General features: G+C 40.4%; 36 protein-coding genes and 1 other annotated feature. Of the genes, 22 read left to right on the plus strand and 14 right to left on the minus strand.

Features of this window, described 5'->3' with window-relative positions:
* Positions 1-9 precede the first annotated feature (9 nt).
* Together sdaAA and E4T82_RS06165 are read left to right on the plus strand one after the other, a co-directional pair.
* A complete protein-coding gene (sdaAA, locus tag E4T82_RS06160) occupies positions 10-882 on the plus strand; it encodes an L-serine ammonia-lyase, iron-sulfur-dependent, subunit alpha (RefSeq protein ID WP_135181984.1) in 873 nt (290 codons plus the stop codon).
* Positions 879-1,442: a histidine phosphatase family protein gene (locus E4T82_RS06165; RefSeq protein ID WP_135181985.1), complete on the plus strand. Its 564-nt coding sequence runs from the start codon at positions 879-881 to the stop codon at positions 1,440-1,442. Before sdaAA ends, E4T82_RS06165 begins: the two co-directional genes overlap by 4 nt.
* Before the next feature lie 44 nt (positions 1,443-1,486).
* Here E4T82_RS06165 and E4T82_RS06170 read toward each other — a convergent pair whose 3' ends face one another.
* The 8 genes from E4T82_RS06170 to yfmF all read right to left on the minus strand — a co-directional run bounded on the left by E4T82_RS06170 (position 1,487) and on the right by yfmF (position 8,803).
* The gene (locus E4T82_RS06170; RefSeq protein WP_135181986.1) at positions 1,487-2,194 is read right to left on the minus strand and encodes a LysM peptidoglycan-binding domain-containing protein; all 708 of its coding nucleotides are present in this window, start codon (positions 2,192-2,194) and stop codon (positions 1,487-1,489) included.
* Positions 2,195-2,338: 144 nt separating this feature from the next.
* Complete coding sequence (locus E4T82_RS06175; protein WP_135181987.1) at positions 2,339-3,133, minus strand: energy-coupling factor transporter transmembrane component T family protein; 795 nt, start codon at positions 3,131-3,133, stop codon at positions 2,339-2,341.
* On the minus strand, positions 3,126-3,968 hold the full coding sequence (locus E4T82_RS06180; protein ID WP_135181988.1) for an energy-coupling factor transporter ATPase: 843 nt from the start codon (positions 3,966-3,968) through the stop codon (positions 3,126-3,128). Before E4T82_RS06180 ends, E4T82_RS06175 begins: the two co-directional genes overlap by 8 nt.
* A complete protein-coding gene (locus E4T82_RS06185; protein ID WP_135181989.1) occupies positions 3,944-4,780 on the minus strand; it encodes an energy-coupling factor ABC transporter ATP-binding protein in 837 nt (278 codons plus the stop codon). Before E4T82_RS06185 ends, E4T82_RS06180 begins: the two co-directional genes overlap by 25 nt.
* Positions 4,780-5,319 (minus strand): CDP-diacylglycerol--glycerol-3-phosphate 3-phosphatidyltransferase, encoded by a 540-nt coding sequence (pgsA, locus tag E4T82_RS06190; protein ID WP_135181990.1) that lies wholly within the window; start codon positions 5,317-5,319, stop codon positions 4,780-4,782. Before pgsA ends, E4T82_RS06185 begins: the two co-directional genes overlap by 1 nt.
* 8 nt (positions 5,320-5,327) lie before the next feature.
* Positions 5,328-6,188, minus strand: coding sequence for a cytoskeleton protein RodZ (gene rodZ, locus E4T82_RS06195; protein WP_135181991.1), 861 nt, complete (start codon positions 6,186-6,188; stop codon positions 5,328-5,330).
* Between the two features lie 78 nt (positions 6,189-6,266).
* On the minus strand, positions 6,267-7,547 hold the full coding sequence (yfmH, locus tag E4T82_RS06200; protein ID WP_135181992.1) for an EF-P 5-aminopentanol modification-associated protein YfmH: 1,281 nt from the start codon (positions 7,545-7,547) through the stop codon (positions 6,267-6,269).
* Between the two features lie 5 nt (positions 7,548-7,552).
* Positions 7,553-8,803 carry an EF-P 5-aminopentanol modification-associated protein YfmF gene (yfmF, locus tag E4T82_RS06205; protein ID WP_135181993.1) on the minus strand — a complete coding sequence of 417 codons (1,251 nt, stop codon included), beginning with the start codon at positions 8,801-8,803 and terminating at the stop codon, positions 7,553-7,555.
* A gap of 73 nt (positions 8,804-8,876) precedes the next feature.
* Here yfmF and E4T82_RS06210 point away from each other — a divergent pair, with 73 nt between their 5' ends.
* Positions 8,877-9,263, plus strand: a complete 387-nt coding sequence (locus tag E4T82_RS06210; RefSeq protein ID WP_135181994.1) for an RNA-binding S4 domain-containing protein — start codon at positions 8,877-8,879, stop codon at positions 9,261-9,263.
* A gap of 2 nt (positions 9,264-9,265) precedes the next feature.
* Positions 9,266-10,357, plus strand: a complete 1,092-nt coding sequence (gene recF, locus E4T82_RS06215; protein ID WP_135181995.1) for a DNA replication/repair protein RecF — start codon at positions 9,266-9,268, stop codon at positions 10,355-10,357.
* Positions 10,358-10,476: 119 nt separating this feature from the next.
* Here the strand turns inward: recF and E4T82_RS06220 are convergent, their stop codons facing one another.
* The 5 genes from E4T82_RS06220 to E4T82_RS06240 form a co-directional block, all read right to left on the minus strand.
* Complete coding sequence (locus E4T82_RS06220; RefSeq protein WP_135181996.1) at positions 10,477-11,340, minus strand: GRP family sugar transporter; 864 nt, start codon at positions 11,338-11,340, stop codon at positions 10,477-10,479.
* Positions 11,341-11,630: 290 nt separating this feature from the next.
* A complete protein-coding gene (guaB, locus tag E4T82_RS06225; protein ID WP_135181997.1) occupies positions 11,631-13,112 on the minus strand; it encodes an IMP dehydrogenase in 1,482 nt (493 codons plus the stop codon).
* Positions 13,113-13,324: 212 nt separating this feature from the next.
* Positions 13,325-14,371: a tryptophan--tRNA ligase gene (gene trpS, locus E4T82_RS06230; protein ID WP_135181998.1), complete on the minus strand. Its 1,047-nt coding sequence runs from the start codon at positions 14,369-14,371 to the stop codon at positions 13,325-13,327.
* Between the two features lie 94 nt (positions 14,372-14,465).
* The gene (locus E4T82_RS06235; protein ID WP_135181999.1) at positions 14,466-15,611 is read right to left on the minus strand and encodes a tyrosine-type recombinase/integrase; all 1,146 of its coding nucleotides are present in this window, start codon (positions 15,609-15,611) and stop codon (positions 14,466-14,468) included.
* A gap of 179 nt (positions 15,612-15,790) precedes the next feature.
* Complete coding sequence (locus E4T82_RS06240; RefSeq protein WP_135182000.1) at positions 15,791-16,294, minus strand: helix-turn-helix transcriptional regulator; 504 nt, start codon at positions 16,292-16,294, stop codon at positions 15,791-15,793.
* A 222-nt stretch (positions 16,295-16,516) separates the two neighbouring features.
* Between E4T82_RS06240 and E4T82_RS06245 the strand changes: the two genes are divergently transcribed.
* The 18 genes from E4T82_RS06245 (at position 16,517) to E4T82_RS06330 (ending at position 24,579) form a co-directional block, all read left to right on the plus strand.
* On the plus strand, positions 16,517-16,702 hold the full coding sequence (locus E4T82_RS06245; RefSeq protein WP_135182001.1) for a transcriptional regulator: 186 nt from the start codon (positions 16,517-16,519) through the stop codon (positions 16,700-16,702).
* Between the two features lie 36 nt (positions 16,703-16,738).
* Positions 16,739-17,395, plus strand: a complete 657-nt coding sequence (locus E4T82_RS06250) for a BRO family protein (RefSeq protein ID WP_135182002.1) — start codon at positions 16,739-16,741, stop codon at positions 17,393-17,395.
* Positions 17,396-17,438: 43 nt separating this feature from the next.
* The gene (locus E4T82_RS06255) at positions 17,439-17,903 is read left to right on the plus strand and encodes a hypothetical protein (RefSeq protein ID WP_135182003.1); all 465 of its coding nucleotides are present in this window, start codon (positions 17,439-17,441) and stop codon (positions 17,901-17,903) included.
* Entirely contained in the window at positions 17,896-18,081 is a 186-nt protein-coding gene (locus E4T82_RS06260; RefSeq protein ID WP_135182004.1) for a hypothetical protein, read from the plus strand. Before E4T82_RS06255 ends, E4T82_RS06260 begins: the two co-directional genes overlap by 8 nt.
* Positions 18,082-18,222: 141 nt before the next feature.
* Complete coding sequence (locus E4T82_RS06265) at positions 18,223-18,441, plus strand: hypothetical protein (RefSeq protein WP_135182005.1); 219 nt, start codon at positions 18,223-18,225, stop codon at positions 18,439-18,441.
* Positions 18,438-18,650, plus strand: coding sequence for a hypothetical protein (locus E4T82_RS06270; RefSeq protein WP_135182006.1), 213 nt, complete (start codon positions 18,438-18,440; stop codon positions 18,648-18,650). The genes E4T82_RS06265 and E4T82_RS06270 overlap by 4 nt, the downstream gene beginning before the upstream one ends.
* Entirely contained in the window at positions 18,640-18,879 is a 240-nt protein-coding gene (locus E4T82_RS06275; RefSeq protein WP_135182007.1) for a hypothetical protein, read from the plus strand. The genes E4T82_RS06270 and E4T82_RS06275 overlap by 11 nt, the downstream gene beginning before the upstream one ends.
* Positions 18,869-19,063 carry a hypothetical protein gene (locus tag E4T82_RS06280; RefSeq protein ID WP_135182008.1) on the plus strand — a complete coding sequence of 65 codons (195 nt, stop codon included), beginning with the start codon at positions 18,869-18,871 and terminating at the stop codon, positions 19,061-19,063. Before E4T82_RS06275 ends, E4T82_RS06280 begins: the two co-directional genes overlap by 11 nt.
* Positions 19,064-19,074: 11 nt before the next feature.
* Entirely contained in the window at positions 19,075-19,353 is a 279-nt protein-coding gene (locus E4T82_RS06285; RefSeq protein WP_135182009.1) for a helix-turn-helix transcriptional regulator, read from the plus strand.
* Positions 19,346-19,861, plus strand: coding sequence for a hypothetical protein (locus tag E4T82_RS06290; RefSeq protein ID WP_135182010.1), 516 nt, complete (start codon positions 19,346-19,348; stop codon positions 19,859-19,861). Before E4T82_RS06285 ends, E4T82_RS06290 begins: the two co-directional genes overlap by 8 nt.
* The gene (locus tag E4T82_RS06295) at positions 19,854-21,272 is read left to right on the plus strand and encodes a virulence-associated E family protein (RefSeq protein ID WP_228065077.1); all 1,419 of its coding nucleotides are present in this window, start codon (positions 19,854-19,856) and stop codon (positions 21,270-21,272) included. The genes E4T82_RS06290 and E4T82_RS06295 overlap by 8 nt, the downstream gene beginning before the upstream one ends.
* A gap of 289 nt (positions 21,273-21,561) precedes the next feature.
* The gene (locus E4T82_RS06300; protein ID WP_135182011.1) at positions 21,562-21,807 is read left to right on the plus strand and encodes a hypothetical protein; all 246 of its coding nucleotides are present in this window, start codon (positions 21,562-21,564) and stop codon (positions 21,805-21,807) included.
* An 11-nt stretch (positions 21,808-21,818) separates the two neighbouring features.
* Entirely contained in the window at positions 21,819-22,055 is a 237-nt protein-coding gene (locus E4T82_RS06305) for a hypothetical protein (protein WP_135182012.1), read from the plus strand.
* Between the two features lie 147 nt (positions 22,056-22,202).
* Entirely contained in the window at positions 22,203-22,373 is a 171-nt protein-coding gene (locus E4T82_RS06310) for a DUF2292 domain-containing protein (protein WP_135182013.1), read from the plus strand.
* Between the two features lie 165 nt (positions 22,374-22,538).
* Complete coding sequence (locus tag E4T82_RS06315) at positions 22,539-23,114, plus strand: hypothetical protein (protein ID WP_135182014.1); 576 nt, start codon at positions 22,539-22,541, stop codon at positions 23,112-23,114.
* Positions 23,111-23,542, plus strand: coding sequence for a hypothetical protein (locus E4T82_RS06320; protein ID WP_135182015.1), 432 nt, complete (start codon positions 23,111-23,113; stop codon positions 23,540-23,542). The genes E4T82_RS06315 and E4T82_RS06320 overlap by 4 nt, the downstream gene beginning before the upstream one ends.
* 309 nt (positions 23,543-23,851) lie before the next feature.
* Positions 23,852-24,073: a hypothetical protein gene (locus E4T82_RS06325; RefSeq protein WP_135182016.1), complete on the plus strand. Its 222-nt coding sequence runs from the start codon at positions 23,852-23,854 to the stop codon at positions 24,071-24,073.
* Between the two features lie 167 nt (positions 24,074-24,240).
* Complete coding sequence (locus tag E4T82_RS06330; RefSeq protein WP_135182017.1) at positions 24,241-24,579, plus strand: hypothetical protein; 339 nt, start codon at positions 24,241-24,243, stop codon at positions 24,577-24,579.
* A gap of 58 nt (positions 24,580-24,637) precedes the next feature.
* Here E4T82_RS06330 and E4T82_RS12505 read toward each other — a convergent pair whose 3' ends face one another.
* Positions 24,638-24,814 carry a hypothetical protein gene (locus E4T82_RS12505; protein WP_167753582.1) on the minus strand — a complete coding sequence of 59 codons (177 nt, stop codon included), beginning with the start codon at positions 24,812-24,814 and terminating at the stop codon, positions 24,638-24,640.
* A 337-nt stretch (positions 24,815-25,151) separates the two neighbouring features.
* Positions 25,152-25,351: a binding site (T-box leader), on the minus strand.
* Between the last annotated feature and the right edge of the window lie 87 nt (positions 25,352-25,438).

Consider the following 25,438-nt stretch of genomic DNA (forward strand, 5'->3'; position numbering starts at 1 on the left):
GAGAACACTATGTTTTACACCATTAACGAACTAATCACACAGGCCGATGAAGGCTTTTCAGGGAATGTTGCCGAGCTCATGATTGAAACTGAAACCGAGCTAACTGGACGCTCCCGTGAGGAAATCGTGACGATTATGTCAAGAAACTTGACAGTGATGAAATCATCTATCATCGATGGATTATCAGAGAGTAAATCGGTATCTGGGCTTACAGGAGGCGATGCGGCTAAACTCGATCGCTATATCCAATCTGGCACCACCCTATCCGATCAAACAATTCTTTCTGCTGCTCGCAACGCTATCGCTGTCAATGAGTTAAATGCCAAAATGGGACTGGTCTGCGCCACACCGACTGCTGGCTCTGCTGGTTGCCTGCCTGCTGTCCTAGGAGTAGCCATTGACAAACTTGGACTCACCGAAAAAGAGCAGCTGGACTTCCTCTTTACAGCAGGAGCTTTTGGACTTGTCATCGCAAACAATGCTTCGATTTCTGGAGCAGAAGGAGGGTGTCAAGCTGAGGTAGGATCTGCCGCTGCCATGTCTGCTGCTGCACTCACCCTAGCTGCAGGTGGGAGTGCCTTTCAAGCTAGTCAGGCTATCTGCTTCGTCATCAAAAACATGCTCGGTCTGATTTGTGACCCTGTCGCTGGGCTCGTTGAAGTTCCTTGTGTCAAACGCAATGCTATGGGGGCCAGCTATGCGCTCGTTGCAGCTGATATGGCATTAGCAGGTATCGAGTCAAAAATTCCTGTAGACGAGGTCATTCTTGCCATGTACCAAGTTGGCTCTAGCCTACCAACTGCCTTTCGCGAAACTGCAGAGGGTGGCCTTGCGATTACGCCAACTGGTCTAAAACTAAGAAATGAGGTCTTTGGACAATGACAACCGTTTATTTTGTTCGCCACTGCGAGCCAAACTACGACAATCACGACGACTTGACAAGGGAATTATCGCCAAAAGGTTTACAAGATTGTCAACTAGTGACAAACTTCCTGTCAGATAAAAATGTTGACATCGTTTTATCCAGCCCATTAAAACGGGCTATCGATACCGTAAAACCCTTTGCTCAATCTCAAAATCTTACAATTCAGACGGTTGCGGATTTTCGCGAACGTAAGATTGACGACATCTGGATTGAAGATTTTGATAGCTTTACAGCAAAACAATGGGAAGATTTTTCTTTCAAACTAGAAAATGGAGAGAGCCTTCAAGAAGTCCAAAATCGAAATATCGCTGCTTTACAGAAATGTTTACAGGATTATTCAGAAAAAACAATCGTCATCGGAAGTCATGGGACAGCACTGTCAACTATTCTCCATTACTATAGTCAACACTTTGGACTGAACGATTTTTTAAGAATCAAACCACTCATGCCCCATATCGTTTGTTTAGAATTTGACAAGTTCACATTGCTAAGTCTAAAAGAATACACATTGTTATAAGGGATAGAAAAAAAGACCGAGTTCGGTCTTTTTTCTTCATGCTCTTAATACCAACCATGTGCCAACCAAAAGTTTTTAGCTGCCACCCATGAGCCATAGCGACTTGCTACATACGCATCTGCTACACGTTCTTGATTTTCAGGGGAGTAATCTCCGTTTAAGTAGCTATCTGTCAACTGATAGCGTCCATAGTATCTACCGTTTCGAGCTGTATAACTACCGCCTGATTCTTTTTGTGCAATCCACTCTTTGGCTTCTGCTTCAGCATCTGTTACCGTAGAAGTGGTAGGAACTGGAGTTGCTGCAGGAGCAGGAGCTACCTGTGTTGTTTGGGCTGGTACAACTGAAGCTGGCGTTTCTTGGATTGGTTCCGGTTGAGCGGGAGCTACTTGACTTGGCGTATCTTGAATTGGCTCTGTTTGAACAGGGGTTTCCTGCGCGGGTGTTTCTTGAACGACTGGCTCAGAAACCACTTGTAAAGGCATATTCGCTACTGTCTCTGATAACTTATATAATTCTAATACCTGATTCACATAAATCAAATTCGGATTGTTAATCTGATTCAGAGCAACCAATTCTTCAACAGTTGTTTTGTAAGTAAGAGCGATTTGAGATAGTGTATCTCCTGATTTCACCTTGTAGGTATCGGCACTTACGACACCAGCAATCAAGATGGAACTCATGGCAATAAGCCCTGCAATCGCTAATCTTAATTTATTACTTGTACGTCGTTTGTTACGTGTACGTCTCATATGATATATATAGTCCTTTCTTTCAGTCATCTTCTATGATACAACCAAAATATTACTCTTATTTTGTAAAAATATTACAAATGTTACAAAAAAGTTTAGATTCCGTGATAAAAGCGCCATTGGCCCTTTTTCCTCATGCTTTCACTAATTTTTCGTAAAATAAAGAAGGGTTCCTAAAATCAACATGACAACTAAAACTAGACTATCTGCTAACTTCCATTCTAGCATACGGTATTTGGTCCGCCCGTCTCCACCCTGATAGCCCCTTGCTTCCATGGCTGTTGCCAAAGCGTCTGCCCGTTTAAAACTAGAAGCAAAGAGCGGGATTAAAATTGGAATGACTGATTTTACCTTTTGAATGAGACTTCCCTCTCCAAAATCAACTCCACGCGCCCGCTGGGCATTCATGATTCGTGTCGTATCATCCATTAAGGTCGGTACAAACCGCAAGCTCATCGACAACATCAAGCCAATTTCATGAACTGGTACCTTCAAATAGGTAAGAGGAGCAAGTCCTGCCTCAATACCATCTGCTAGGCTGAGTGGCATGGTGGTCAAGGTCAAGAGGGTCGACAGGAAAATAATCAAGACAAAACGAACAAAGATAATGCCTGCCTGCTGAATCCCTTCCTCTGTCACTTTCAAAATCCAAAATTGCCACAAGACCTCATGACCACCCGTAAAAAAGACTTGGAAAAAGGTTGTAAACAAGATAATTCCAATCATCGGTTTCACACCATTGATGAAAAAGCTTAATTTGATTTTGGATAAAAAGATGACAAGAAGAACAAAGGCAAACAATAAGAGATTGGTCACCAAATTATTGGCCCAGAAAATAATCAACAAAAAGCTCATCATGGCAAGCAATTTGCTACGTGGATCCAAACGATGAATCACCGAATCCCCTGGAATATAACGGCCTAAAATCAACTTATCCATGTACTATTACCTCAACAAATTCGTCAATGGTAATCGGTAAATGCTCAAAGACAAATCCTCTCCGTTCTAAATTCGCTGCAAATTTTGTAATCTTAGGTACTCCCAACTGGATGCTTTCCATAAAATCAACTTCCTGAAAAACATCTCTAGGACTGCCTGATTTGACCAATTTTCCATTGGACATAATAAAGACATAATCTGCAAAGTTCGCTACATCGTCCATTAGATGAGTCACGAGAACAACTGTCATACCCGCTTGGTGGAGCTCTTTAAAAATGGACATCAATTCCCTACGCCCTACAGGATCAAGACCTGCGGTCGGCTCATCAAGCACCAAGACTTTGGGTTCCATAGCAAGAATCCCTGCAATAGCAACCCGCCGCATTTGACCACCAGATAACTCAAAAGGACTGCGGTCAAACAGGTCTTCTGAGATACCTACCAAGGCTAGTTTTTCACGCGCAATCGCTTCTGCTTCTTCTTTTGATACTCCAAAATTCTGCGGTCCAAAAGCAACATCTTTCAATACAGTTTCTTCAAATACCTGACTTTCTGGGAACTGGAAAACAAGTCCAACTTTTTTACGCACCTGCTTGATATCCTTATTGACAGAGGTCGGTGTAATGCAAAACTCATCAATCAAAACAGCCCCTGACGTTGGAATATTAAGACCGTTTAGCAACTGTAAAATCGTTGATTTTCCTGATCCAGTATGGCCAATAAGCGCTGTGAAAGAGCCGTCTACAATCTCCAAATCGACACCAAAAAGCGCACGCCCTTCAAAAGGTGTGTTGGCCTGGTATGTATAATCTACTTGTTGGAGAGTAATGCCCATAATGTTTCTTCTAATTCCTCTTCTGTAAAATAGCGTGACGGCACATCAACCCCCTTTTCACGCAATTGCTGAACCAAGGTTGCTGTAAAGGGCTGGTCTAGATCCAAATCCTTTAAATCCTCACGCATAAACAAGTCTGCTGGACCACTAATCGATTCAATCTGACCTTTTTTCATGACCATTACCCGATCACTCAAGGCCACTTCGTCCAAATCATGCGTAATCGAAATTACTGTAATCTGATGCTTTTCCTTGATGTCCTTGACAATCCGAATCAAATCCAAGCGCCCTTCAGGGTCTAGCATACTGGTTGCCTCATCAAGGATAATAATATCTGGTCGCAAAGCAACGACTCCTGCAATCGCTACCCGCTGCTTCTGACCACCAGACAATCTCGCTGGTTCACGCGTTTTAAAATCCGTCATCCCGACCAATTCTAATGCTTCCTGTACACGCTGCTTCATTTCTTCTAGGGGAACACCTTGATTTTCTAAGCCAAAGGCAACATCATCTTCCACCGTTGCTCCGACAAACTGATTGTCGGGATTTTGAAAAACCATGCCAATCTGCCGGCGTTTTTCCCAGACATTCTTGGGTGTCAAGACATCCCCTGAGATGATAATCTCTCCAGATTCTGCCTCTAGAAGCCCATCAATTAGACGAACCGTCGTTGATTTTCCTGAACCATTGTGACCGATAATGGAAAGCCATTCTCCTTGTTTCACGTGAAACGACACATCATTCAAGGTATAATGCTCATCTTCTTGATCATATTTATAGCTTGTATGTTTTACTTCAATAATATTTGTCATTACTTAAAGGTATCCTTAAATAAATAAGAAGCACCCTTGAAATAATCATAACCTGAATAAAGGGTGAAAAAGAGGGCGATATAAAGGGTCATCGTTCCTAACAACTGCCAGTGGAACAATAGAAAGATAATGGCAAACATCTGAGAAAATGTTTTAATTTTACCGGGCATCGCTGCAGCAAGCACCGTTCCACCATTTTCCACCAAGAGCAGTCGTAAACCCGTTACAGCTAACTCTCGGCAAATAATAATCGCCACAATCCAAGCCGGAGCAACTCCTATTTCTACTAGCATGATAAAGGCTGTCATGACTAACATCTTATCTGCCATTGGGTCGGCAAATTTACCGAAATTGGTCACCACCTGCCATTTACGTGCCAAATAACCGTCAAGATAATCCGTCACACTCGCTAAGGCAAATAGTAAAGCCGCTAAGATATGACTAGCCAAGCTATCCCACACACTCAAAATAAGGATGAAGATAGGAATCACCAAGATACGACCAAATGTTAAGGCATTGGGAATATGTTCTTTTTTCATTGTAATCCTCATTGTTCAATTGTTAGAATGACATTTCCTGACTGATTTGTCAAAGCAGATGTATCCAACTTTTGCCCTGCAATCGTAATATCAACTCCACGGACAACACCTAGTACAAGAGTAGCCGTAGAGGTTCCTGCTGGAAGAGTTGCTGACACAGTAGGATTTTCTGGAGATAGGGTAAAGCCACCTGCAATTTCTGTACCTGTTAAGCTCACCCAGCTTGTGACACTTGATACAGAAAGAGCGACTGTTACAGGTTCCTTCGCACCTTTTACGGTCACAGCCAAATCATTTCCTCCACCAAACGTTACTAAACTCACGCCAGAGGTCTGACTGCTGGACGATGAAGGGGTGGTTGTAGAAGAGGGAGAACTGCTAGAAGATTGGCTCTCCTCTTCACTACTTGTGGTAGCTTGTGAAACGACACTATACGAGGTGCTTGTCTCGGTCGTACGTGCTTGATTTTGTACACGACTATAGACGATATAGGTTACAAAACACAAAATAAAGGTTGAAGCTAGTAATAAATAGATGAGCGGTAGATATGATGCTTTTTTCTTTTTCACCTTGTAACTTCTGCGTAGTTCAGACTGCAACTCTACCTCTTCTCCCGCCTCATAGTACATCACTAAACTATTTCGATCATAAGCATCAAGCAATACCGCAGCATCCAACTCCAGTACCTCAGCATAACGCTGTAAAAATGAACGAGTATAGGTCTTATCTGGTATGTAGTCAAAATCATTGTACTCTAAAGCCTGTAAATATTTTGCTTGAATCTTCGTCATCCTCTGTAAATCAGCAAAATTCCAACCACGGCTTTCTCTAGCTGCCCGCAAGACCTCTCCTATACTTTTTTGTCTCATAAATTCCTCTCTCTATCCATTCGTTTTCAATATCATATTGTACCAAAAATTTAGGAAAATTTCGATGCTCATTCACTTTTATTTTGGAAAAATCATAAAATCTGCTACATCACACTGACCCATAAATTGCCGTCCAACCATCAACACATCCTCCAGTGTCAAACTAGTCAGGAGCTCAGGAATATCAAAAATAGATTCAGTTTCTGAAAAATGGCTCACAAAATAGCCGACTGTAAACTCTGAAGAGTTGAGACCACGGATAAATTCACCGTACATCTCATTCTTAAGAATTTGGAAATGCTCCTGCGTCACATCCTCATCCCACTCAAAATTCAAAAAGGCCTTACGCAACTGACTGGAAACTGTTATTGGCTCTGCTGTGTCACCTGTCACCGCTACAAAATGATAGCCCTGCTGAACTTCAATATGAAAACTCAAAGAATGATCAATTTTATTTGTCTCATAGAGAGTCTGATAACGTTTCGAAGTCCGTCCGATTAGCATGGCAAGTAAAAAGGACAGGCAAACCCGGTAATACTGTTCCTTTCCCTTTGCAATAGAATCATTGCCTCGCAGACCGATAGCCAGTTTCGGCAACGCTACTTCCCAGCTTTCCTTACCATGATCGATGACCGCTTCTTTCTGGATAGGAATAGCTACTGGCAATTTCTCTTGTGTCACCTGATTTTCTGCTTGGTAGATATCAATCCAATCCAAAACTTGAGAAACATCTATATCCCCCATGACCACCAAAGTCATTATATTGGGCTGATAAAATTGCTGAAAATTCTCGCGCAACGTTGCAGCTGAAATCTCGTGAATGGAGGTTATTGTACCTGCGATATCCTCAGCCAAAGCAGTATTAGGATAAAGACTTTTCAAAATCCCCAGATAAAGACGATGGTCAGGATCATCTGCATACATGTCAATTTCTTGACTGATGATTTCTTTTTCCCGCTCCACACTCTCATCGGTAAAATGCGCCTCTCGCACCATTTTCTGCAATAATGCAAGTGGCTGACGCACATCTTCTGTCGTTGAAAAAAGATAGCTAGTCTGGTTAAAACTAGTATAAGCATTGGCATTTGCACCATACTTTGCAAACTCCTGCAAGATGTCCCCACCATCTTCCGTCTCAAATAGTTTATGTTCTAAAAAATGCGCAATTCCTGTCGGATAAAACTTGATACCACCACTAGATGTAAATCTATTGTCAACAGAACCAAAATCAACCGTCATAATAGCATAGGTTTCATGGAAATCTTTTTTAGGAATCAAGACGACTCTTAATCCATTTTCTGCCTGACACTCATAAATGGGATTTTTTAAGTAAGGATAGGTCTTTTCTGTCAACTTCATCTTTACTACATAACTCCTTCCATAAAATAGACTGCCTGTAGTCGGACCAATTTTGCCACACGAATAACATCCTCTCTTGACATTTGATTGACAGATTTTATCCAGTCTTGTAAATCAAGTTGACCCTCACCGAAAATAACCTTATTATAAGCTTGGTCAATCAGCTGGCTCTGCTTATCCTTAGACAGGGTAGCAGAATGAATCAGCATCATCTTTGTCAATTCTAATTCTTCATCTGTAAAGTAGCCCCTCTTTATATCCAACAATTGCTTACTAATCAGTCTCATGGCCTTTTTCCGATTATTCTTGTCAATGCCTGCGTAGACCTTCAAGAGCCCTGAAAAGATATTTAGGTGACTTCCGATTGTATAAGCAAGTCCTTCTTTTTCACGAACATTTGTAAATAATTTAGAATGAGCAAATGCGCCAAACAAGCCATTAAAGACAATTAAAGGAATATTGTTGACATTATTGTAAATATACTGTAAATGGTAGGCCAACTCTAGAATTGATTGTCCTGCTTCCTTTCGTTCCATTTTTTCTCTAACAATAGTTGAAAAGGGCTGCTGGTAAATCCATTCTAGCTTGGGATTGCGGTAAGAAAAGCGAAAATCCTGTAGTCGCTTGATGACCATTTTCTGATTAACTTCTCCTGAAACAAAGAAATCAATCCGATCCAGATGAATCATATCCTGTAAAGCCTTGTAAACGGTTTGAGCAGTCTCTTTTTCTACTAACTCCCGTTTTCCAATCCGCGGAATTTTTAAGTGTTCATCTTCAAAAAAGAGAGATGCCAATTCCACATCTGCATGATAGAAATGATCCTCAACCTCAGCATCAAGATAGTTCAATAAATTTGTCTGTTCAATCTCAAATAATTTTAACTCAAAACCATCTTTTTTTACCAAGGGCTTAAATAGGCTAGCATAGAGAAAATCAAGCAAGGAGAGTGTCAAATCTGTCTGATTCGGCAAGTAGCTGGACTTGATATACGATAGTTTTAGGTCAACATAATGAACCTTACCCTTTCTTGAGACACTGGTGGAAAACTGTGCTCCGTACAAATCCGCTAAGCGTCGTTGAAATACATGTGAAGTCGGGTAAACTTGATTGGCAGTATCAAGGAGATTTGAAACCAACACCCGTCCAGCAACAGTCTCCTTATCCATAGGCGCAGCAAAACGGACCAAAATCTGATTGGTCGTAAACTTGTCTGCGGGAATAAAATGAAGCTGGACACCTTCTTGTAATTTCATGTATAACCTCTCTAAAACATTCTAGCTTCAATTATACCATTTTATGATATAATTAACTGAAATGAGGTAATTTATGGACTACAAATTATACGAAGAATACATTCTTTTACAAGCATTGTTAAAAGAAGTTGGAGTCATCCAAAGCGGAGGAGCTATTAAGGGATTTTTACAGGAATTCCCCGTATTTTTTAATGGTGAAAAAGAAGAACGTAGACGCAAAAAAATCCATATTGGGGATATCATCAGCATTCCAAGTCACGATGTAAACATTACAATAGTCGCACCAACAGAAGCTGAACAAAGAGAATATGAGGAAGATAAGGCTGAAAAAGAACTGGTCGCTCAACTTGTCAAACAGCTCAATGCACAAAATAAAAAGAGCAAACCACAACCCACTTCTTCTCATAAGACCAATAAGAATAGACAGAAAAAAGCACCTGTCCGCTTTCCAGGTACCTAAGCATGTGGCTCGAATCATTACATTTACAGCATTTTCGCAATTACCAAGAACTGGATATTGACTTTCATAATGGATTAAATGTCTTTTTGGGACAAAATGCCCAAGGTAAAACCAATATCTTGGAAAGTATCTATTTCTTAGCCCTTACGCGTAGCCATCGCACACGGATTGACAAGGATTTAATGCAGTTTCAACAGAAACATCTTGCTATCAGCGGTTTACTCCACCGTCAATCTGGCACACTTCCACTTGACATCAACTTGACAGAAAAGGGACGGATTACCAAACTCAATCACCTCAAGCAGTCTAAATTATCGGACTATATCGGGAATATGAATGTTGTTCTTTTTGCCCCAGAAGATTTACAGCTGATTAAAGGTGCTCCTGCACTCAGAAGAAAATTCATTGATGTCGAATTGGGCCAAATCAAGCCAATCTACTTGTCTGATTTATCTAATTACAACCATATTCTCAAGCAGCGAAATACCTATCTTAAATCCTCAGATAAAATCGATGAAACCTTTCTCTCTGTCTTAGACCAGCAATTAGCTGAATACGGCAGCAAGGTCATTTTACAGCGAATAGAATTTCTAAAAAAACTAGAGTTCTTTGGCAATCAAAAAGTCCTAGAAATCTCGGAACAACGTGAGGAATTGACCGTCCAATATCAATCTTCTATCAAGTTTACAGAGATTGACAACTTGGTTGACGTATTCTTGACAGAGCTAACAAACTGTCGGAAACGAGATTTGTTCAAAAAAAATACAGGTGTGGGACCCCATCGCGATGATATTGCCTTTTTACTAAACGGTGTCAATGCCCATTATGGAAGTCAGGGACAGCATCGCAGTCTTGTCCTATCTCTCAAGTTAGCTGAGATTGAACTGATGAAAGAAGTTACTCGCGAATACCCTATCTTGTTGCTTGACGATGTGATGAGTGAACTAGACAACAATCGTCAAGTCAAATTGCTAGAAACCATTTCACATACGATCCAGACCTTTATTACAACGACCAGTCTGGATCACCTATCAAGACTCCCCGATCAAGTCAAAATCTTTACCGTCAAGCAAGGACAAATTGAGGAAACATAAAAAGCTGGATTTACCAGCTTTTTTTATTTCATTATTTGCACCTGTAGTTGCAGTAGGCGTATTGAGGGCAGACATTTAAATACCAGATTGGAATAGGACAAGGGTTTAGGGTTTAGGATTTAGGCTTTTACCATACCTAATAAGACAGCACCAATAATAAAGCACGCAATTCCGATACTCATCCAGCGCATTTCCTTTTTGGTCTTAGTCTCCCCTAAGAAAAGAATGCCGCCAATAATGGAGATAATCGTCCCGAGTTGTGAGAAACTAAAGGCGATGGCCAGGCCTGCCTTAGCGGCTGCTAAGAGTATAAAGATATTTCCAATTCCCCACATGAAACCGACCAGAGCATTTTTAAGGACAACCGCCTCCAGCGGGGTGTGGAATTTCATAAAGACCATGGCACCTAGTACCATACCGACAGCCATGGGAAGGGTGACTGCTAATACATCAAAGTGCATGATGTTATTAAATAAAATCGTATAGGATAAGTAACCTGCGGTCGAGTAAGTGAGGGCGCTGAACCCCTTTCTAAACTCAGGATTAGCAGATGCTTGACTCTTCTCCGTATCTTGCTTACTGGTGAAGTAGAAGCCAATGACAAGCAGCAACAAGGCTACAATCCCTAAGAAAAATTGAGTCGGCTGACTCCATTCTCCAAAGATGACGGCACCAACCAAGCTACCCAAAACCAGCTGGGATCCACTTGATAAGGGGTTTGCAACGGACACCCCCATATACTGCATGGCGCGAAACTGCCCATATTGCCCCATGGACCAGAGCATACCACCAATGATTCCAACCCCCCATAGGGAAACAGACATTTCTGGTTTGACAATGAGCCAAACAGCCAGCGCAAACAAGAGCGCTCCAAGCGTCATTCCAAAGGTTTGCTGGGTGGGTCTACCACCAATCTTATTACTGACAAACCCAATACTCCCCCATGCGACCATGGGAACAAGCGCATATAAAATTCCCTGCATCTCTTCTCCTTTACATCTACTTTACAACCTTGTAAACAGTCTTTACAAGGTTGTCCCTCTTTGTTATTCCAACTGATACTCTCTAACAACCCGAACCCGACTAGCTCCCATAAGGAAACGATAGCTAAGACTGCAATAGCAACTTTCTTGAAGGTAAAGACCCCATTCTAAGAAAAATAAGTCAATCGGTGGTTTGCGAGTATCAATAAAAATACGGCTCTATATTCTAACACATTGAGCTACCTTTTGTAAAGAAAACCCCTTGAAGCAGTCCAAGGGGTTATATGCTATTATTGAACAGAGTAGTTCGGTGCTTCATTGGTAATTTGAACATCGTGTGGGTGACTTTCTTTCAGACCTGCACCACTCATTTCGATAAATTGAGCATTGTCATGCAATTCTTGAATAGTCGCTGCACCAACATAGCCCATACCTGAACGAATACCTCCAAGCATTTGGAAAACAATGTCAGCTGCGGCACCTTTATAGGCTACACGACCTTCAATTCCTTCTGGAACCAATTTATTGGCTTCATTGACAGAACCTTGGAAATAACGATCACTGGAGCCTTTTTTCATTGCAGCAATTGACCCCATTCCTCGATAGGTTTTAAATTTACGTCCTTGGAAAATTTCAGTTTCTCCCGGTGCTTCATCTGTTCCTGCAAACATTGATCCAAGCATAACCGCATTTCCACCTGCAGCAAGAGCCTTGACAATATCACCAGAATACTTGATTCCACCGTCTGCGATAATGGTTTTACCATACTCACGCGCAACCTGTGCTGCATCGTAAATCGCAGTTACTTGCGGTACGCCAACACCAGCAATGACACGAGTTGTACAAATAGAACCTGGCCCGATACCAACTTTAACCACGTCAACTCCTGCATCATAGAGCGCACGAGCACCCTCTGCTGTCGCAATATTTCCCGCAATCAAGGTACGATCTGGGAAATGAGCGCGAATTTCTGCAATCTTGCGGAGAACACCTGCTGAATGTCCATGTGCCGTATCGATGACAATGGCATCTGCCCCTGCTTCAAAGAGGGCTTCAGCACGTTCAAAGGTATCAGATGTGACCCCTACTGCACCCGCCACAAGGAGGCGACCAAATTCGTCCTTGGCAGCATTTGGAAATTCGATGACTTTTTCAATGTCTTTAATCGTAATCAAACCAGACAAGCGACCATTTTCATCGACCAACGGAAGTTTTTCAATGCGATGTTCTTGGAGGATACTTTCAGCTGTTTCTAAATCAGTCCCAACTGGAGCTGTCACCAAATTTTCGCTGGTCATATTCGTTGAAATTGGCTGGTTATAATCCGAGATAAAGCGCATATCTCGATTGGTAATAATCCCGACCAATTTGCGATTTTCCATTGTTTCAACGATTGGGACACCGCTGATACGGTAGCGTCCCATTAGTTCATCTGCCTCTTTAATGGTATGGTTTGGAGTGAGGAAAAATGGATCGATGATGACGCCATTTTCAGAGCGTTTTACCTTGCGTACTTCGTCTGCTTGACGTTCAATTGACATGTTTTTATGAATGACACCAAGACCACCCGCACGCGCAATCGCAATCGCCATTTTGCTTTCTGTAACAGTATCCATGGCCGCCGTAATGATTGGGATATTGAGCGTTAGATTCTTAGCCAGTTTTGTCTGAAGATTGGCATCGTTTGGCAAAACGTGACTTTCCGCTGGAATAAGCAATACATCATCAAAGGTAAAACCTTTTTTCAAAAATTTTGTGTCCCAATTAGACATCCACAGATTCCTCTTTTCTTTTTATTTTCCAGCTCCACAAGCTGATTTTATTTTAAATATCATACCATTTTGAAATCATTTGTCAAATATTATTCGTTTTAAATTTCAATTTTTCCTGTAAATCAAATGGGTAAGGAAGAAATTTCTTTATAAAACGAACTTTTTTACTATATTTTATTATTTTGTTCAGAAAAAAGGTAGAAATCTTCTTTCTACTCTTTCGAATATTTGGATTTATCAAAATAATGCAAGCCCATGGCCGCTTTGACTTCTGATAGTGTTTGGGCAGCTACCTGCCGAGCTTTTTCACTTCCTTTCTGGAGCATCCTATACACTTCTCCCATATCCTTGGCAAACTCCAAGCGGCGCTCCCGAATCGGACCTAATTCCCGGTCTAAGATTTCTAATAAATAGCGTTTTGTCTTAACATCTCCTAGACCACCCTGCTTGTAATGCTCTTTCATCGCCTCAATTTCAGCCTTGTCTTCCTCACGACCAAAAACGTCTAGATAATGAAAGACCATATTACCCTCAACCTTACCCGGATCTTCAACCTTAATGTGGTCAGGGTCTGTATACATGCTCATGACTTTCTTCTTGAGCGTATCCATATCATCAGATAGATAAATCCCGTTATTGAGCGATTTAGACATCTTGGCATTGCCGTCTAGTCCGGGGAGCCGTCCAGCCCCCTCATGTGTCGGATAGATTCCTTCTGGCTCTACGAGAACATCTGTCTGGTAGGCATAGTTAAAACTACGGACAATTTCACGGGTCTGCTCAATCATCGGTTTTTGGTCAACCCCAACTGGTACATAATTTGCTTTAAAAGCTGTAATATCTGCTGCTTGGGCAATCGGATAAACTAAAAATCCTGTCGGAATACTTTCACCAAAACCTTTTTGAGCAATCTCAGTCTTAACGGTTGGATTCCGTTCCAAACGTCCCAGCGAAACCAAATTCATGTAATACATGGACAACTCAGCCAATTCTGGAATTTGACTTTGAATGAAAATCGTTGATTTTTCAGGATCAAGTCCCGCTGCTAGATAATCTAAAGCCACTTGACCAATTGATTCTACAATCTTTTGTGGCTCCTTGGCATGGTCTGTCAAAGCTTGCTGATCTGCCAGAAAGACAAACATGTTGTACTTTCCTTCATTTTGCAGACGAACACGATTTTGTAAACTGCCGACATAATGCCCGATATGTAGTTTCCCAGTCGGACGGTCCCCTGTTAAGATAATTGGTTTTGTCATGATGTTCTCCTTTATTGTCTATAAACGTTGATTTAATAGGCTTTTTCAGAGGTTTACACTCTAAAAAATATAAATTTGTTCACCTTTTTGTGGACTAAAGAGAATTGATAGCTTTTTCAAAATAGGAAACAGCTTCAGTTTCTTTATCTTTGGATAGGTGCGAGTAGATGTCTAATGTCATTGTTATATTAGCATGTCCTAGACGATATTGCAATTCTTTGTAGCTGATACCAGCATTCAGCAATAAACTAGCGTGAGTGTGTCGGAAAGCGTGAAAGGTAAAGCGAGGGATACCCGATTCTTTGCAACGTCTATCCAGTGCCTCTTGCCTTGTTCCCATATTTTGATACTCTTTGGTTGGTGTAGCAAATACCACGGACGGAGAACGTTCCCCAACTTCTAAAAATATTAGCCGTTGGCGGTTCTGGTACTGTTTGAGTAGGAGAGCCGTTTTTTTGTCTATGCTGATTGTCCTTACCCCTGCTTTGCTCTTTGGGCTTCCTATGTGCTTTACAATGCGGTTATAATTCTTGGTGATACTGATTGTTCCTGTCTCTAGGTCAATATCAGACCACTCAAGGGCAACCAATTCACCAAATCGACAACCAGTGGCAAGGAGAACACTGTATAGGACATAATCAAAGTAATAGCTATATTTTTGCTGAGATAACTTTTCCATATAATCCAGAAATATTTTCAAATCTTCGGGAGCAATGAACTTGATAGCCTTACGCCCCTCTTTTTGCTGAGCGGGCAGGATAATATCACGGGCTGGGTTGTATGGAATCAACTGCATAACAACGGCATACTGAAGAATGCGCCGATTGATTGAATGAATCGATTTAAAATTTACCAGCTCTTTTGACAAGCTATTTACAAAATACTGTATGAACGCTGGGGTGATACTATCTAACTTCAAACTACCAAACGTTGGCAGTAGGTGCTTTTTGAATAAAAAGTAGGTATCGTGGTAGCTTTGGGGCTTCACGGTTAGCTTGTAGCTCTCAAGCCATAGTTCGGCTAACTCTTTATAATTGGCAACTTTTACCGACTTGTAGACCGTCGCACCGTTTTTCTCAAAATCCAGTTGCACATGTCTTGCTTTTTGGTTGACCTCTTTCTTGGTTCTTCCCGATACGGTGGTTTTGACTTTCTTACCCGTTACCTGGTCTACTCCCAGATAAACGCTAGCACGGTACACAGTCGTACCGTCTTTCTTTTTTACTTCTGTTATTTTCATGATAAACCTTTCTAAACATCAGCAGGCAAGCCGTAAAGGTTTTAGGTTATATCATGTTGAGCGTTACGAGAACGCCCCTGTTTCGTTTGTTTTGGGTAAGGTGGCTATTTCAATGTGGGATAAAGCACCTTTTTGCTTTCCAAATTTGGGAGAAAGCTAGTCCTAAGTTTTATCCCTCTTTATTGGTCAGAAGAACTAGGATTATTTTGTATTTCTTTTTCTAGTCGATATTTTACACCTCTTAAGTCATCTAAGATGAAACTAATTCTTGTTGGTATTGCATTTAGTTCTATATAATCCATCGGAGGAAGATTGGACATAAATTTTTCATTAGATATTATCCTTTCTAAAATTTTTATACAGGAAGATAATTGCCCTTCACTACTCAATAGCATATCGATAGAAAATATCTCATGTTCTATTTTTTGTCTTAAAATTTCATAGTCGCTAGCACCTCTTAAAGACAGGACTTCATAAAAAACATCATCTGAAAATGTTTCATATCCTAACAATTTCCCCACACTCACTCCAAAGTAATCTGCCAGCGTTTGCGCTTTGTCGGATTTGATGTCACGTTCTCCATTTTCCCAAGCTATAATAGTCCGCTTGGTAACACCTACTATATCGGCTAGCCCTTGCTGGGTTAAGCCTTTTTCTTTGCGTAATTCTTTCAATCTATTCATAAACTCACGACCTTTCATCTATAATTATATCACTATTTTTTTTGAAAGTATAGAAAAAGTGAAAAAAAATATCACAAATCTATTGACAAAAACAACTAAGTGATATAAAATAACACCATAACTTAAAAAGTGATGAAAAAAATCACCAAAAGAGTTTAGGCAGACACTCAATCTATTCAACCTTTCACCGTCTGCCTATATTTTAGAAAAGGAGGTAAGCACATGCTGATTACAGAGGAAATGGCGGAGCGTGTACGGGTCAAGCGAGCGATTGACCGTATTACAGCTAAGGCACTATCTGAAAAGTTAGGAATTACTCACGTCACCCTTGCGAAAGTTGAGCAGGGCGACTATGACGCACCACGGCGAATCTATCAGTCTGTTATGGATTGGCTAGATGAGAAGTAACAGGAGAGCGACCAAGCAAACGAAAGGAGCCAATCAATGCAAATTATCAAAAAAGAAAAAGGCGAATTTGGAGAAATTGAAATTGACTTTTTCCTAAGCAAAGATAGAGAAATCCTAGTCACTATCGAACAATTAACGCAGGGTTTTGGGTATCAGAGCCGTAGAGCTATTGAGAAAATGCTAGAACGCAACCCATATTTAAGAGATAGTAAGTATTCCATTGTGACAAAGGTACCCTACAACACGGGCGGTACCCAAGAAACTCGCTTATTCAACAAACGAGGTATCTTTGAAATCGGTATGTTATCACGAACTGAAAAAGGGAAAATTTTCCGAGCTTGGATATACGAATATATCGAGGAATTGGAAAAAGAAAATGCCAATTTCAAGCTACAGCGTGCCTTGGAACATCCGAAGCGCAAAGAACTACATGAAGCAATCAAGAGCTGGGAACAAGCACCAAAGCATGCGCATAGCACTGTTACTAATCTACTGCTGAAAGGTGCTAGCGGATTGAATAAAAAGCAACTTATGGCTGAACGTGGCGGATATAATGGCATTGACAGCCTAACCAGTGACGAGCTAGTCAGATACCAGGCACTAGAGGATATGGCAATCGCTATGATCAACCTAGGCATGACTTATAGCGACATCAAGGCAATGACATTCAGACCAAAAGAAAAACACACCTAATAGCGTGCGAGAGCGACCAAACAAAATAGAAACGAGGTACACAATGGCAAAACAACGCAGGGAACGAGTATTCACTATCGACCGTCTTTATGAGATACAGGATATTCACGGAGAGTTGACACTCTCGGCTATTATGGAGGATTTGGATTTCCTATCCAGACGAGACATCACGCAAAAGCTGAACCGAATGAGGAGGGATGGAAATATCCACTACGACAAGGGCTATGAGAATATCAGAATTTTAGCCCCTCGGACGGTGAAAAACGATGTCGTTATTAAGGACAACGAGCTAGGACGCTTGCAATCGTGGTTCTTAGTCCGTGACTTGTACGGCTTGGAAGAAGATTTGCAATCTGGCCAGCTGAAAGCAAGTGATAGAGTTAAGGCTCGACAGTTGCGGTATAAGATTTTGAATAGCTTACAAAAGTCAGCAGTAGACTTTGCCAAACTCTACGAGGAGCAGGCAGATTTTACCCTACCATGGCAGGAGGTGACAGAAAATGGTTGAACACCTACCAAGGCTCTATCAGCGATCAGTCAGCCTCATCAGTCAATACTGGCATGGGAAGATGACTAAAGAAGATTTCATAAAGTCCTTTCACCGCTTGGAAGATAGGATACATCATGAAATAGAGGTGAAAAATCGGCAACAAAAAAAAGGCATAGAGAGCGACCAAACTACCTAGCCTTTGTACACTAACTAAAACACTATCAGCAGGCAAGCCGTAAGGGTTTTAGTATTGATTTTATTATATCACAAATTTGTGAACTATGCTACCGCAGAAAAATGATTGGATAGTAAAAGCCAAAAGAAGAGGAAAAAGAATATGACGCAACAATCACCCGTACAGGAAATATTAATTGAACTGAATGTAATTAAAAATGCACTTGGGTATGTATTAGATTATTTAGAAGTATCTATTGACACACCAGAACGCGTGCAGAGCTATTTATTAAGTCGAGATGAGACACACACATTGGCCTTTCTAGCATTTAATAACTTACATCATTTAGTTGAAACAGAGTGGAATAAGGGGAAAGAATGAAGACTACAGATAAAATCATTCACCAGTACGAAAGCCTTGCTATAGATATTACTGTACCTATTAGCGCTCTTAATATCGTTTTAGATTGGCTATTCTCTCGTAATATAGAACCTTATACTGATTTAGTTGCACTTGCAATCAATGACCTACAAAGACTTTCAGATAAACATAGCAAATACATACAGGAGGAATTATACAATGACAAATGAAGAACTGAATGAAACGATTACTGAGCTTATGGTGGTTGCAGATAGCTTGAGATTTCACCAAGTTAGCGCTGACGCAGTGTACAGTATAAGTTCTTTTAACAGAGAGCGATTTTGCTACCACGCAAAAGACTATATGGACATTGCTGTTGAGACATTAAAGAATGACATAAACTTTTTAGAAAAAATTATCAATAGATTACAGAAAGCGAGGGACAACTATGATAGATGAAATCAACCTACCAATGGAACAGAAGCTAGCTTTGGTGATTGTCCTAGCAATCGTGAACATCTTCCTATGGTGCAATCTGGGCTATTTTCAGCTTGAAACGAAGCCAGAGGGTAAAGATACTAGGAAGCTACAAAACGCCAACTACGGGGCTTATATTCAAGCTCAAGGGCGATATTACAATTAGGAGGGGCTAGTATGAGCGGTATTTTTAGCACAGGTTATGAACAACGGCTACTAGAGCAGAACCTTTCAGCGGTCAATACTTTTCTGGAACACTACAACAAGCCAAAGCCCCGCATATTGGGCTTGATAACACTTCCAGAACTAAAAGAGGATTTGAAAATAAGCTATAGCACTATACAACGTTGGGAAAAAGCGGGTTTGAAACGCTATGAACCACCAATAGAAGACGGTCGGACTGTTTTTTATAAAATCACTGATGTTTTGATATTTTTGGGGGTGGACAATGTATGATGTATTAGAATTGACCCTGCACAAGGACAAACTCAACTTTTTTGGATTTTTGAAGAACAATCCAACTAGAACGCTACGAAATGGCGAGTACTACAAATTCATCTACCTGCAACCATTGGAGGTAGGGCTGGCTAATTTTAGTTATAGAGGTATTACAGTCAAAATCGTAGACCAGGTAAAGGAAGAACATTGGCAGCTAGTCAGAGATTTACCGATTGCAGTCGCAGGCGTTGACCTTATAGAGGTACTGGAGGATTTGGAAATCCATAGGCTAGAACAAGCACGGCAGGGGCAAGGGCTGGAGTTGAGCGGTTGGGTATTTGACACAATTACCAACGGGCTTTTTACGGAGCAGGAGACGGCGTACTTTATCCGTATCATGTTCCTACATGGCTACGACTTTGACCAGCTTATCAGCCTATTCAGTGCTATTGTCAAGCGGATAGATTTAGCGGGCTATTTCTTAACAACCGCAAGAAAAATTTATAAGGGGGTAGAATTTGGATAGAAAAGAAATTGTGGATACGATTATCAAGCAAGATGAAGCCACTCATACAACACCAGAACCAGCTTATCAAGAAGTTCTACCTGCTTTTCGAACCTTTGGCAAGTCCAAGATACCAGCTAGAAGCCCCTATAATGTCATATTGGTATTTGAACAGTATCAAAGTATTTCTAAAGGGGTAAAGTACAATGCCTTTTCAAAGACCATTGAAAAGACCAAGGCAACGCCATGGGGGACAGATAAGGGCTTCTGGAGTGAAGAGGACACGAAGCTATCTATTGCCTTTATCGATGAGAAATACGGCTTTGCACCGACCCGTGACAATGTAGAAATTGCTATCCTAAAGGTCGCAAAAGAAAATACTTATCACCCAGTCAAAGACCGCATAGAGTTGCAAAAGTGGGACGGAGAAAGGAGAGCTGAGCGGTATTTTATTGACTTGCTAGGCTGTCCGGATACCAGCTACGTCCGTGAAGTAACACGGCTTTGGCTGACGGGGTTAGTTGCCCGTATTTATCGACCGGGTATCAAGTTTGAAATCGTGCCAATTTTGACAGGGGGGCAGGGACTGGGTAAAAGTACAGCTACCAAGCGCCTACTGCCAGAATTTCACTCCGATAGTGTCCGAAAGTTCGGGGATAATACTGAAGACTACCGAATCTTACAGAATAATGCCGTCATTGAGTTTGGAGAGCTAAAAGGATTTAAAAAAACAGCCATAGAAGCGGTTAAAAATTTCATCAGCGCTTCCAGTGACGATATACGGGCGCTTTACAGCAAAAGAACAGAAAAAGTAGACCGCCATTGTGTCTTTATCGGGACATCAAACGCTAAGGGGTTTCTGAAAGATGAGGGCAAGGAGCGCCGTTTTTATCCTATTCAGTGTGGGGTCAATGATGTAGCCTGTCACCCCATGGAAAAAGAGGAGAAATACTTTTTACAGGTACTAGCTGAGGCTAAGACTTGGTACGATGAGGGGCAGACCTTGACCCTATCCAAGGAACTGGAGGAGAAACTAGAACACATACAGGAAGCCTACAAGGTGGAAGATCCAGAGAAAGAGGCCATCTTGGAGTATTTGGGTTATTTCTATCCACCCATGGACTGGTACGAGCTATCCCCGTACGAACGTAGGCAGTATTTTTTAAAACACTTACAAGAGCCACTAGATGACCAGCAAAACTATAAAGATTATCCCTTACATTTTGGAGATGTACAACTTGAAGTCACTAGCCCTAATGAAATTGCTTACGTTGTATTCAATGATAATCAAAACAAGGGCAGAGGGGGGCGCTATAGTCAAAAGGCTAGAGATGTACTAGATAACCACAGGGAATGGGAACGAGCAGAAATTCAAAAAAGGCTATGGAAAAAAGGGACACCTACTACCTACTATTTTAGAAAAAAATACTAATACTACAATCCCTACAGATATTCTACAAAATTCCTACAATCGAAAAAGTCAAGTATATCAAGGCTTTTACTCTATATTGTAGAATAAGTAGATATATAAACAGTATAAATAATATATAGAGAGCTTAGAAACAGGGGCTTGTTCTGTAGAAAGTTAGTTTACTTGATTTATCCCTACATCACCTACAAAACTAACCAAATCCCTTGGGAGAGTAAGAAAGAGCCTTCGTAGGGTACCTCCCTTTCTAAAAACTCGGAGCACCTACAAAACTACAAAAAGGAGAAAACACATGGCATACAAACACGTAAAAATGAACCGCTACCACTATCAGACGGGAGCTAAGAACTTTGACACTATCGATAGAATCAAACTAGGCATACAGGGCTACATTATCGGCTTATATCCCCAGCCAGACGTTGAAATCACGATGACTAAACCACCTACAGGGTGGCGACTGGTTGCGGAGTATGAAGCAGATAGGGACTTAACCGAGAACTTGGAGAGAATCGCAAATACTTACAAGAAAAATAAATAAGGAGTATGAACATGACAGTACGGCACTATTACCGAGAATTTCAATTCGTGGCAGATATGCTGGCTTGTAAGCATGCCATTATCGGCTATCTGGTCGGTACATTTAAAGACCCGCAATACCAGGTTACCTACCGCAAGGGTCAGCTATCGGTCACGTATCAGCACAGGCTCAATCTGAACAGTGTTTTTGAGAGGATAGCTGAAGCCTGCGATACATCAAAAAATACAAGTAAAGTAAGACGATTTTAGTCATATATTTAACATATCGAGAAAATGTAAATTGAAAAACAAGAAAATACGATTATTCCTTGATAGGTAAGGGATTAAATAGGGTGTTCCAAATTTAACACAATCTAAGATATGTTAAATTCAATAGATAGAAAAATGGGGTAAAATATGGAAAAAGAAAGCAAAAACTTGCAGCCATTTTTAGATGATAATTTTGTTATTTTTCAAGAAAATGATATAATAGGTATGAAGAAATTGCCAGCCTACGGCAGTCTGATTTTTACAGTACAAGATAGTAAAATTGTTCAAATTGAGACACGGCAAAAAGAAAAAATATAGCTGACTGGAAAACCAGAGGCACGATAATTGAGTTTTAACATCTCTTTGTCGTGTCTCTTTTTCTGTCTTAGAAAGGAATATATGAAATATCAAGTACAGGCTAGAGATAAGCCTTAAATGTCACTATCTGAAACTAAAACATTACTGACATAAAGGAGTAGAGACGTGAAAACATTACAAGAAATCAAAAAAGACTTATCAGCACTTAAAGAACAAAATTTTGTAGATATTGCACACTGTCAATCAGAGATTGAAAAGAGTGATACTAAGATTGCTGTAGCTAGACAAAAGCTATTAAAAGCTCAAGAAGACGTAGACGCCAAAGCCTACAACGAGGCCAAGGACGAGTTATGGACTGCCCAAAATACAAAAGAAATGCTTGTGGAACAATTGAATAAACTGACACAAGAACCACTTATGCCAATTAATGAGTATAGACAGTTGGTCAAAGAAGTACATGAACAGCACAAGAAAACACAAAGAGGATTTTTTACAGAAGCCAAGTCCGTTCTGCCAAAACTAGAGAATATTCGTGAGAAGGCACGAGCAGAGTATGAGGACTGTAGTGAGGTTTTAAAAATCTTAAAAGTTATTATAAGCAAGGATAGGGAAGAATATACCAAGACGGAGATAGGGCATGTTGACTCGGATTTGCTTAATATGGAACCACATACAGATAAATATTTCCCACTCACGTTTGATCGTATCAAGGAAATCATGCATCAGGGAGTATCATTATGAATAAAGAGATGAAACAGTATTATAAAGAATTCGGGGAGGCTATAAAAAAATCCGCCACCCAATGTCAAAATACCCCTACCCAACAAACTCCCAAAGCGCAGACCCCCTATAGTTGGTACGATGAACTAAAGGCAGGAGCTGCAAGAAACCAAGAAGAAAAAGAGCGGCGTTTCGGAGAACAAATGGCAGTAATCAGAAAAAAGTCTGCCGATAAACAAAGAAGAGACCAGAAACTTTTTTATCAAGCTTTAGAGAAGTCGCACAATAAAAACGTGGTCAAGCGTGAAGAAGAGATTGAACAGGCAAAGGCAGAAACTACTAGACAGATTGAACAAGACTTTGAACGGAAGCATAATATATACAGTGAGAAGACTAAGAATAGTTACAGAAGTCTTATCAATGGAATTTCTAAACAGTTGAAAAAATAATTGAAAAAATGAGTTGATACTCTATCGAAAGTAACATAACAAAAAAATGTTACTTTCATTTTTTAAGAAAGAGCTTAGAGCGTTGGAAATACTAGGAATTTAAAGATAGTATCGAACGTAACAGAATGTAAGATATGTTACATTCAAAGAGTAAAAAATACTCTCTTTATGTGAGGAGATGAAAAATTAAAAATCTTGAAGTGTTATTAGGTAGAGGGGGCTACTCCCCTCCCCATGGTAATTTCCGAGGTTCACGCCGTCACTGTACATTTTTTCATGCGTGCGAGAAACAAAAAGGAGACTAAAAAAATGAAAAAGAGGTGTATCAAGTGTCATCAAGAAAAAGAATTGAATGAAACGAACTTTCCTAAAAAGAAAAACAGTAAGACAGGTTTCGATAGCCGTTGCAAGGATTGTCGTAGACAAATGGATAAACAGCGCTACGAAGCTAAACGAGATAAAATATTGGAACAGAAGAAGCGGTATTATCAACGCCGAAAAATCCGAAAGAAAATAGAGTTGATGAACTAAGAAAGATGATAAGGTTTGCCAAGTAAACAAAAAAGAGTAGCTGAAACGCCACTCTCTATATGGATTTGACAGTATGTCTTTAGAATTAGAAAAGTAAAGGAGATATCACAATATTAGCATGAGCGGGAAAAAAGGTCAATAATGAATGTGGAAAGTAGTAAAAGAAAATGGTAGAGCCGAACAAGAAAAAACTTGCCAAGCACGCTGACCGAGTTTTGAAGAACTATCGTAATTTTCAAAAGTTGGCCAATTTAAGTGGAGCATTTGCCCAATGTGCTGAAAGTCTTGTACAAGAAATTGATGATATTGTGGCAAGGTTAGATGATGTGAGTAGAGCTATTCTAGTGAATTGGTACTGCCAAAAGATAGGACAGCGTAAAACAAGGGGGCAAATGTGTAGGACTTTAGACATCACGGTTGCCGAGTATCAAAACATCAAGAATCAGGGCTTGCTTGATTTTGCCAAGCAATACAGAAACGGAGTGCTTGAGACGTTACCAGATTAAAAATAAGCTAGGTTTCAGCCGTTCTTTTAGCTTGTCCGATAAAATTACCATAGATAGACTAAAAGCCGTTAGAAGTGATTTTAGGGGCTTTTTCTGATGTTTGTAAATACCCCATCAATTTTTTAACGGGGTGGGTATTGTTCGGAACTAAAAACGCTGCCCTTTTCTGTGCGATTTTTTCCCTTTTTGAAATTTTGAAATGAAAGAAAAATGCCTTATTATTGGGCTTTTCCATACACAATTTACTAGAAAATACTAGAACGTAGCGCGTGATATATGTTATACTAGACCTATTCAGCAATCAAAAAAAAGCGTAGCTGATTACTACGCTAGTTTCTTGCCTGCTGAACTCGTTGTAAAGGAGCTGTAAAGCTCTTTTTTTGTTCACATTTTTGTGGACTTTCTAGGAAAATCTATAGAAATCTAAGGAGATATGTTTTTCTAAAAAGTCAGTATTATCAAGGGTTAAGGAGCTGTAAAGTGATGTAAAGTAACCTAATTTTTGTATAATTGGTTTTGTCATGGTATTCTCCTTTTGTTCATAAATAAAACCCACGCACAGCAAAAAGCCATGCGAGGGCGTCAAAGACACGGTGCCACCTCACTTATGAGTCATCTCATCTCATTTGCATATAAGGCCTGCAAGCCGAATCTTTATGATTTCAGATTCTTAATCCATCAGCCCATTCATCAATCGCTATTACCTGTTTTCACCGACTACAGGCTCTCTAAAAATAGCTAATTCACTACTTTTCTGATTCTTTTCAATTATATACCCTAAAAAATAGAAAGTCAAGCCATTCTTAACTTGACGGTAGGATTAGAATTAGGGATAATAGAAGCTGAACATTAACAGATA

This window comes from Streptococcus cuniculi (assembly GCF_004570575.1).
Classification (GTDB): domain Bacteria; phylum Bacillota; class Bacilli; order Lactobacillales; family Streptococcaceae; genus Streptococcus; species Streptococcus cuniculi_A.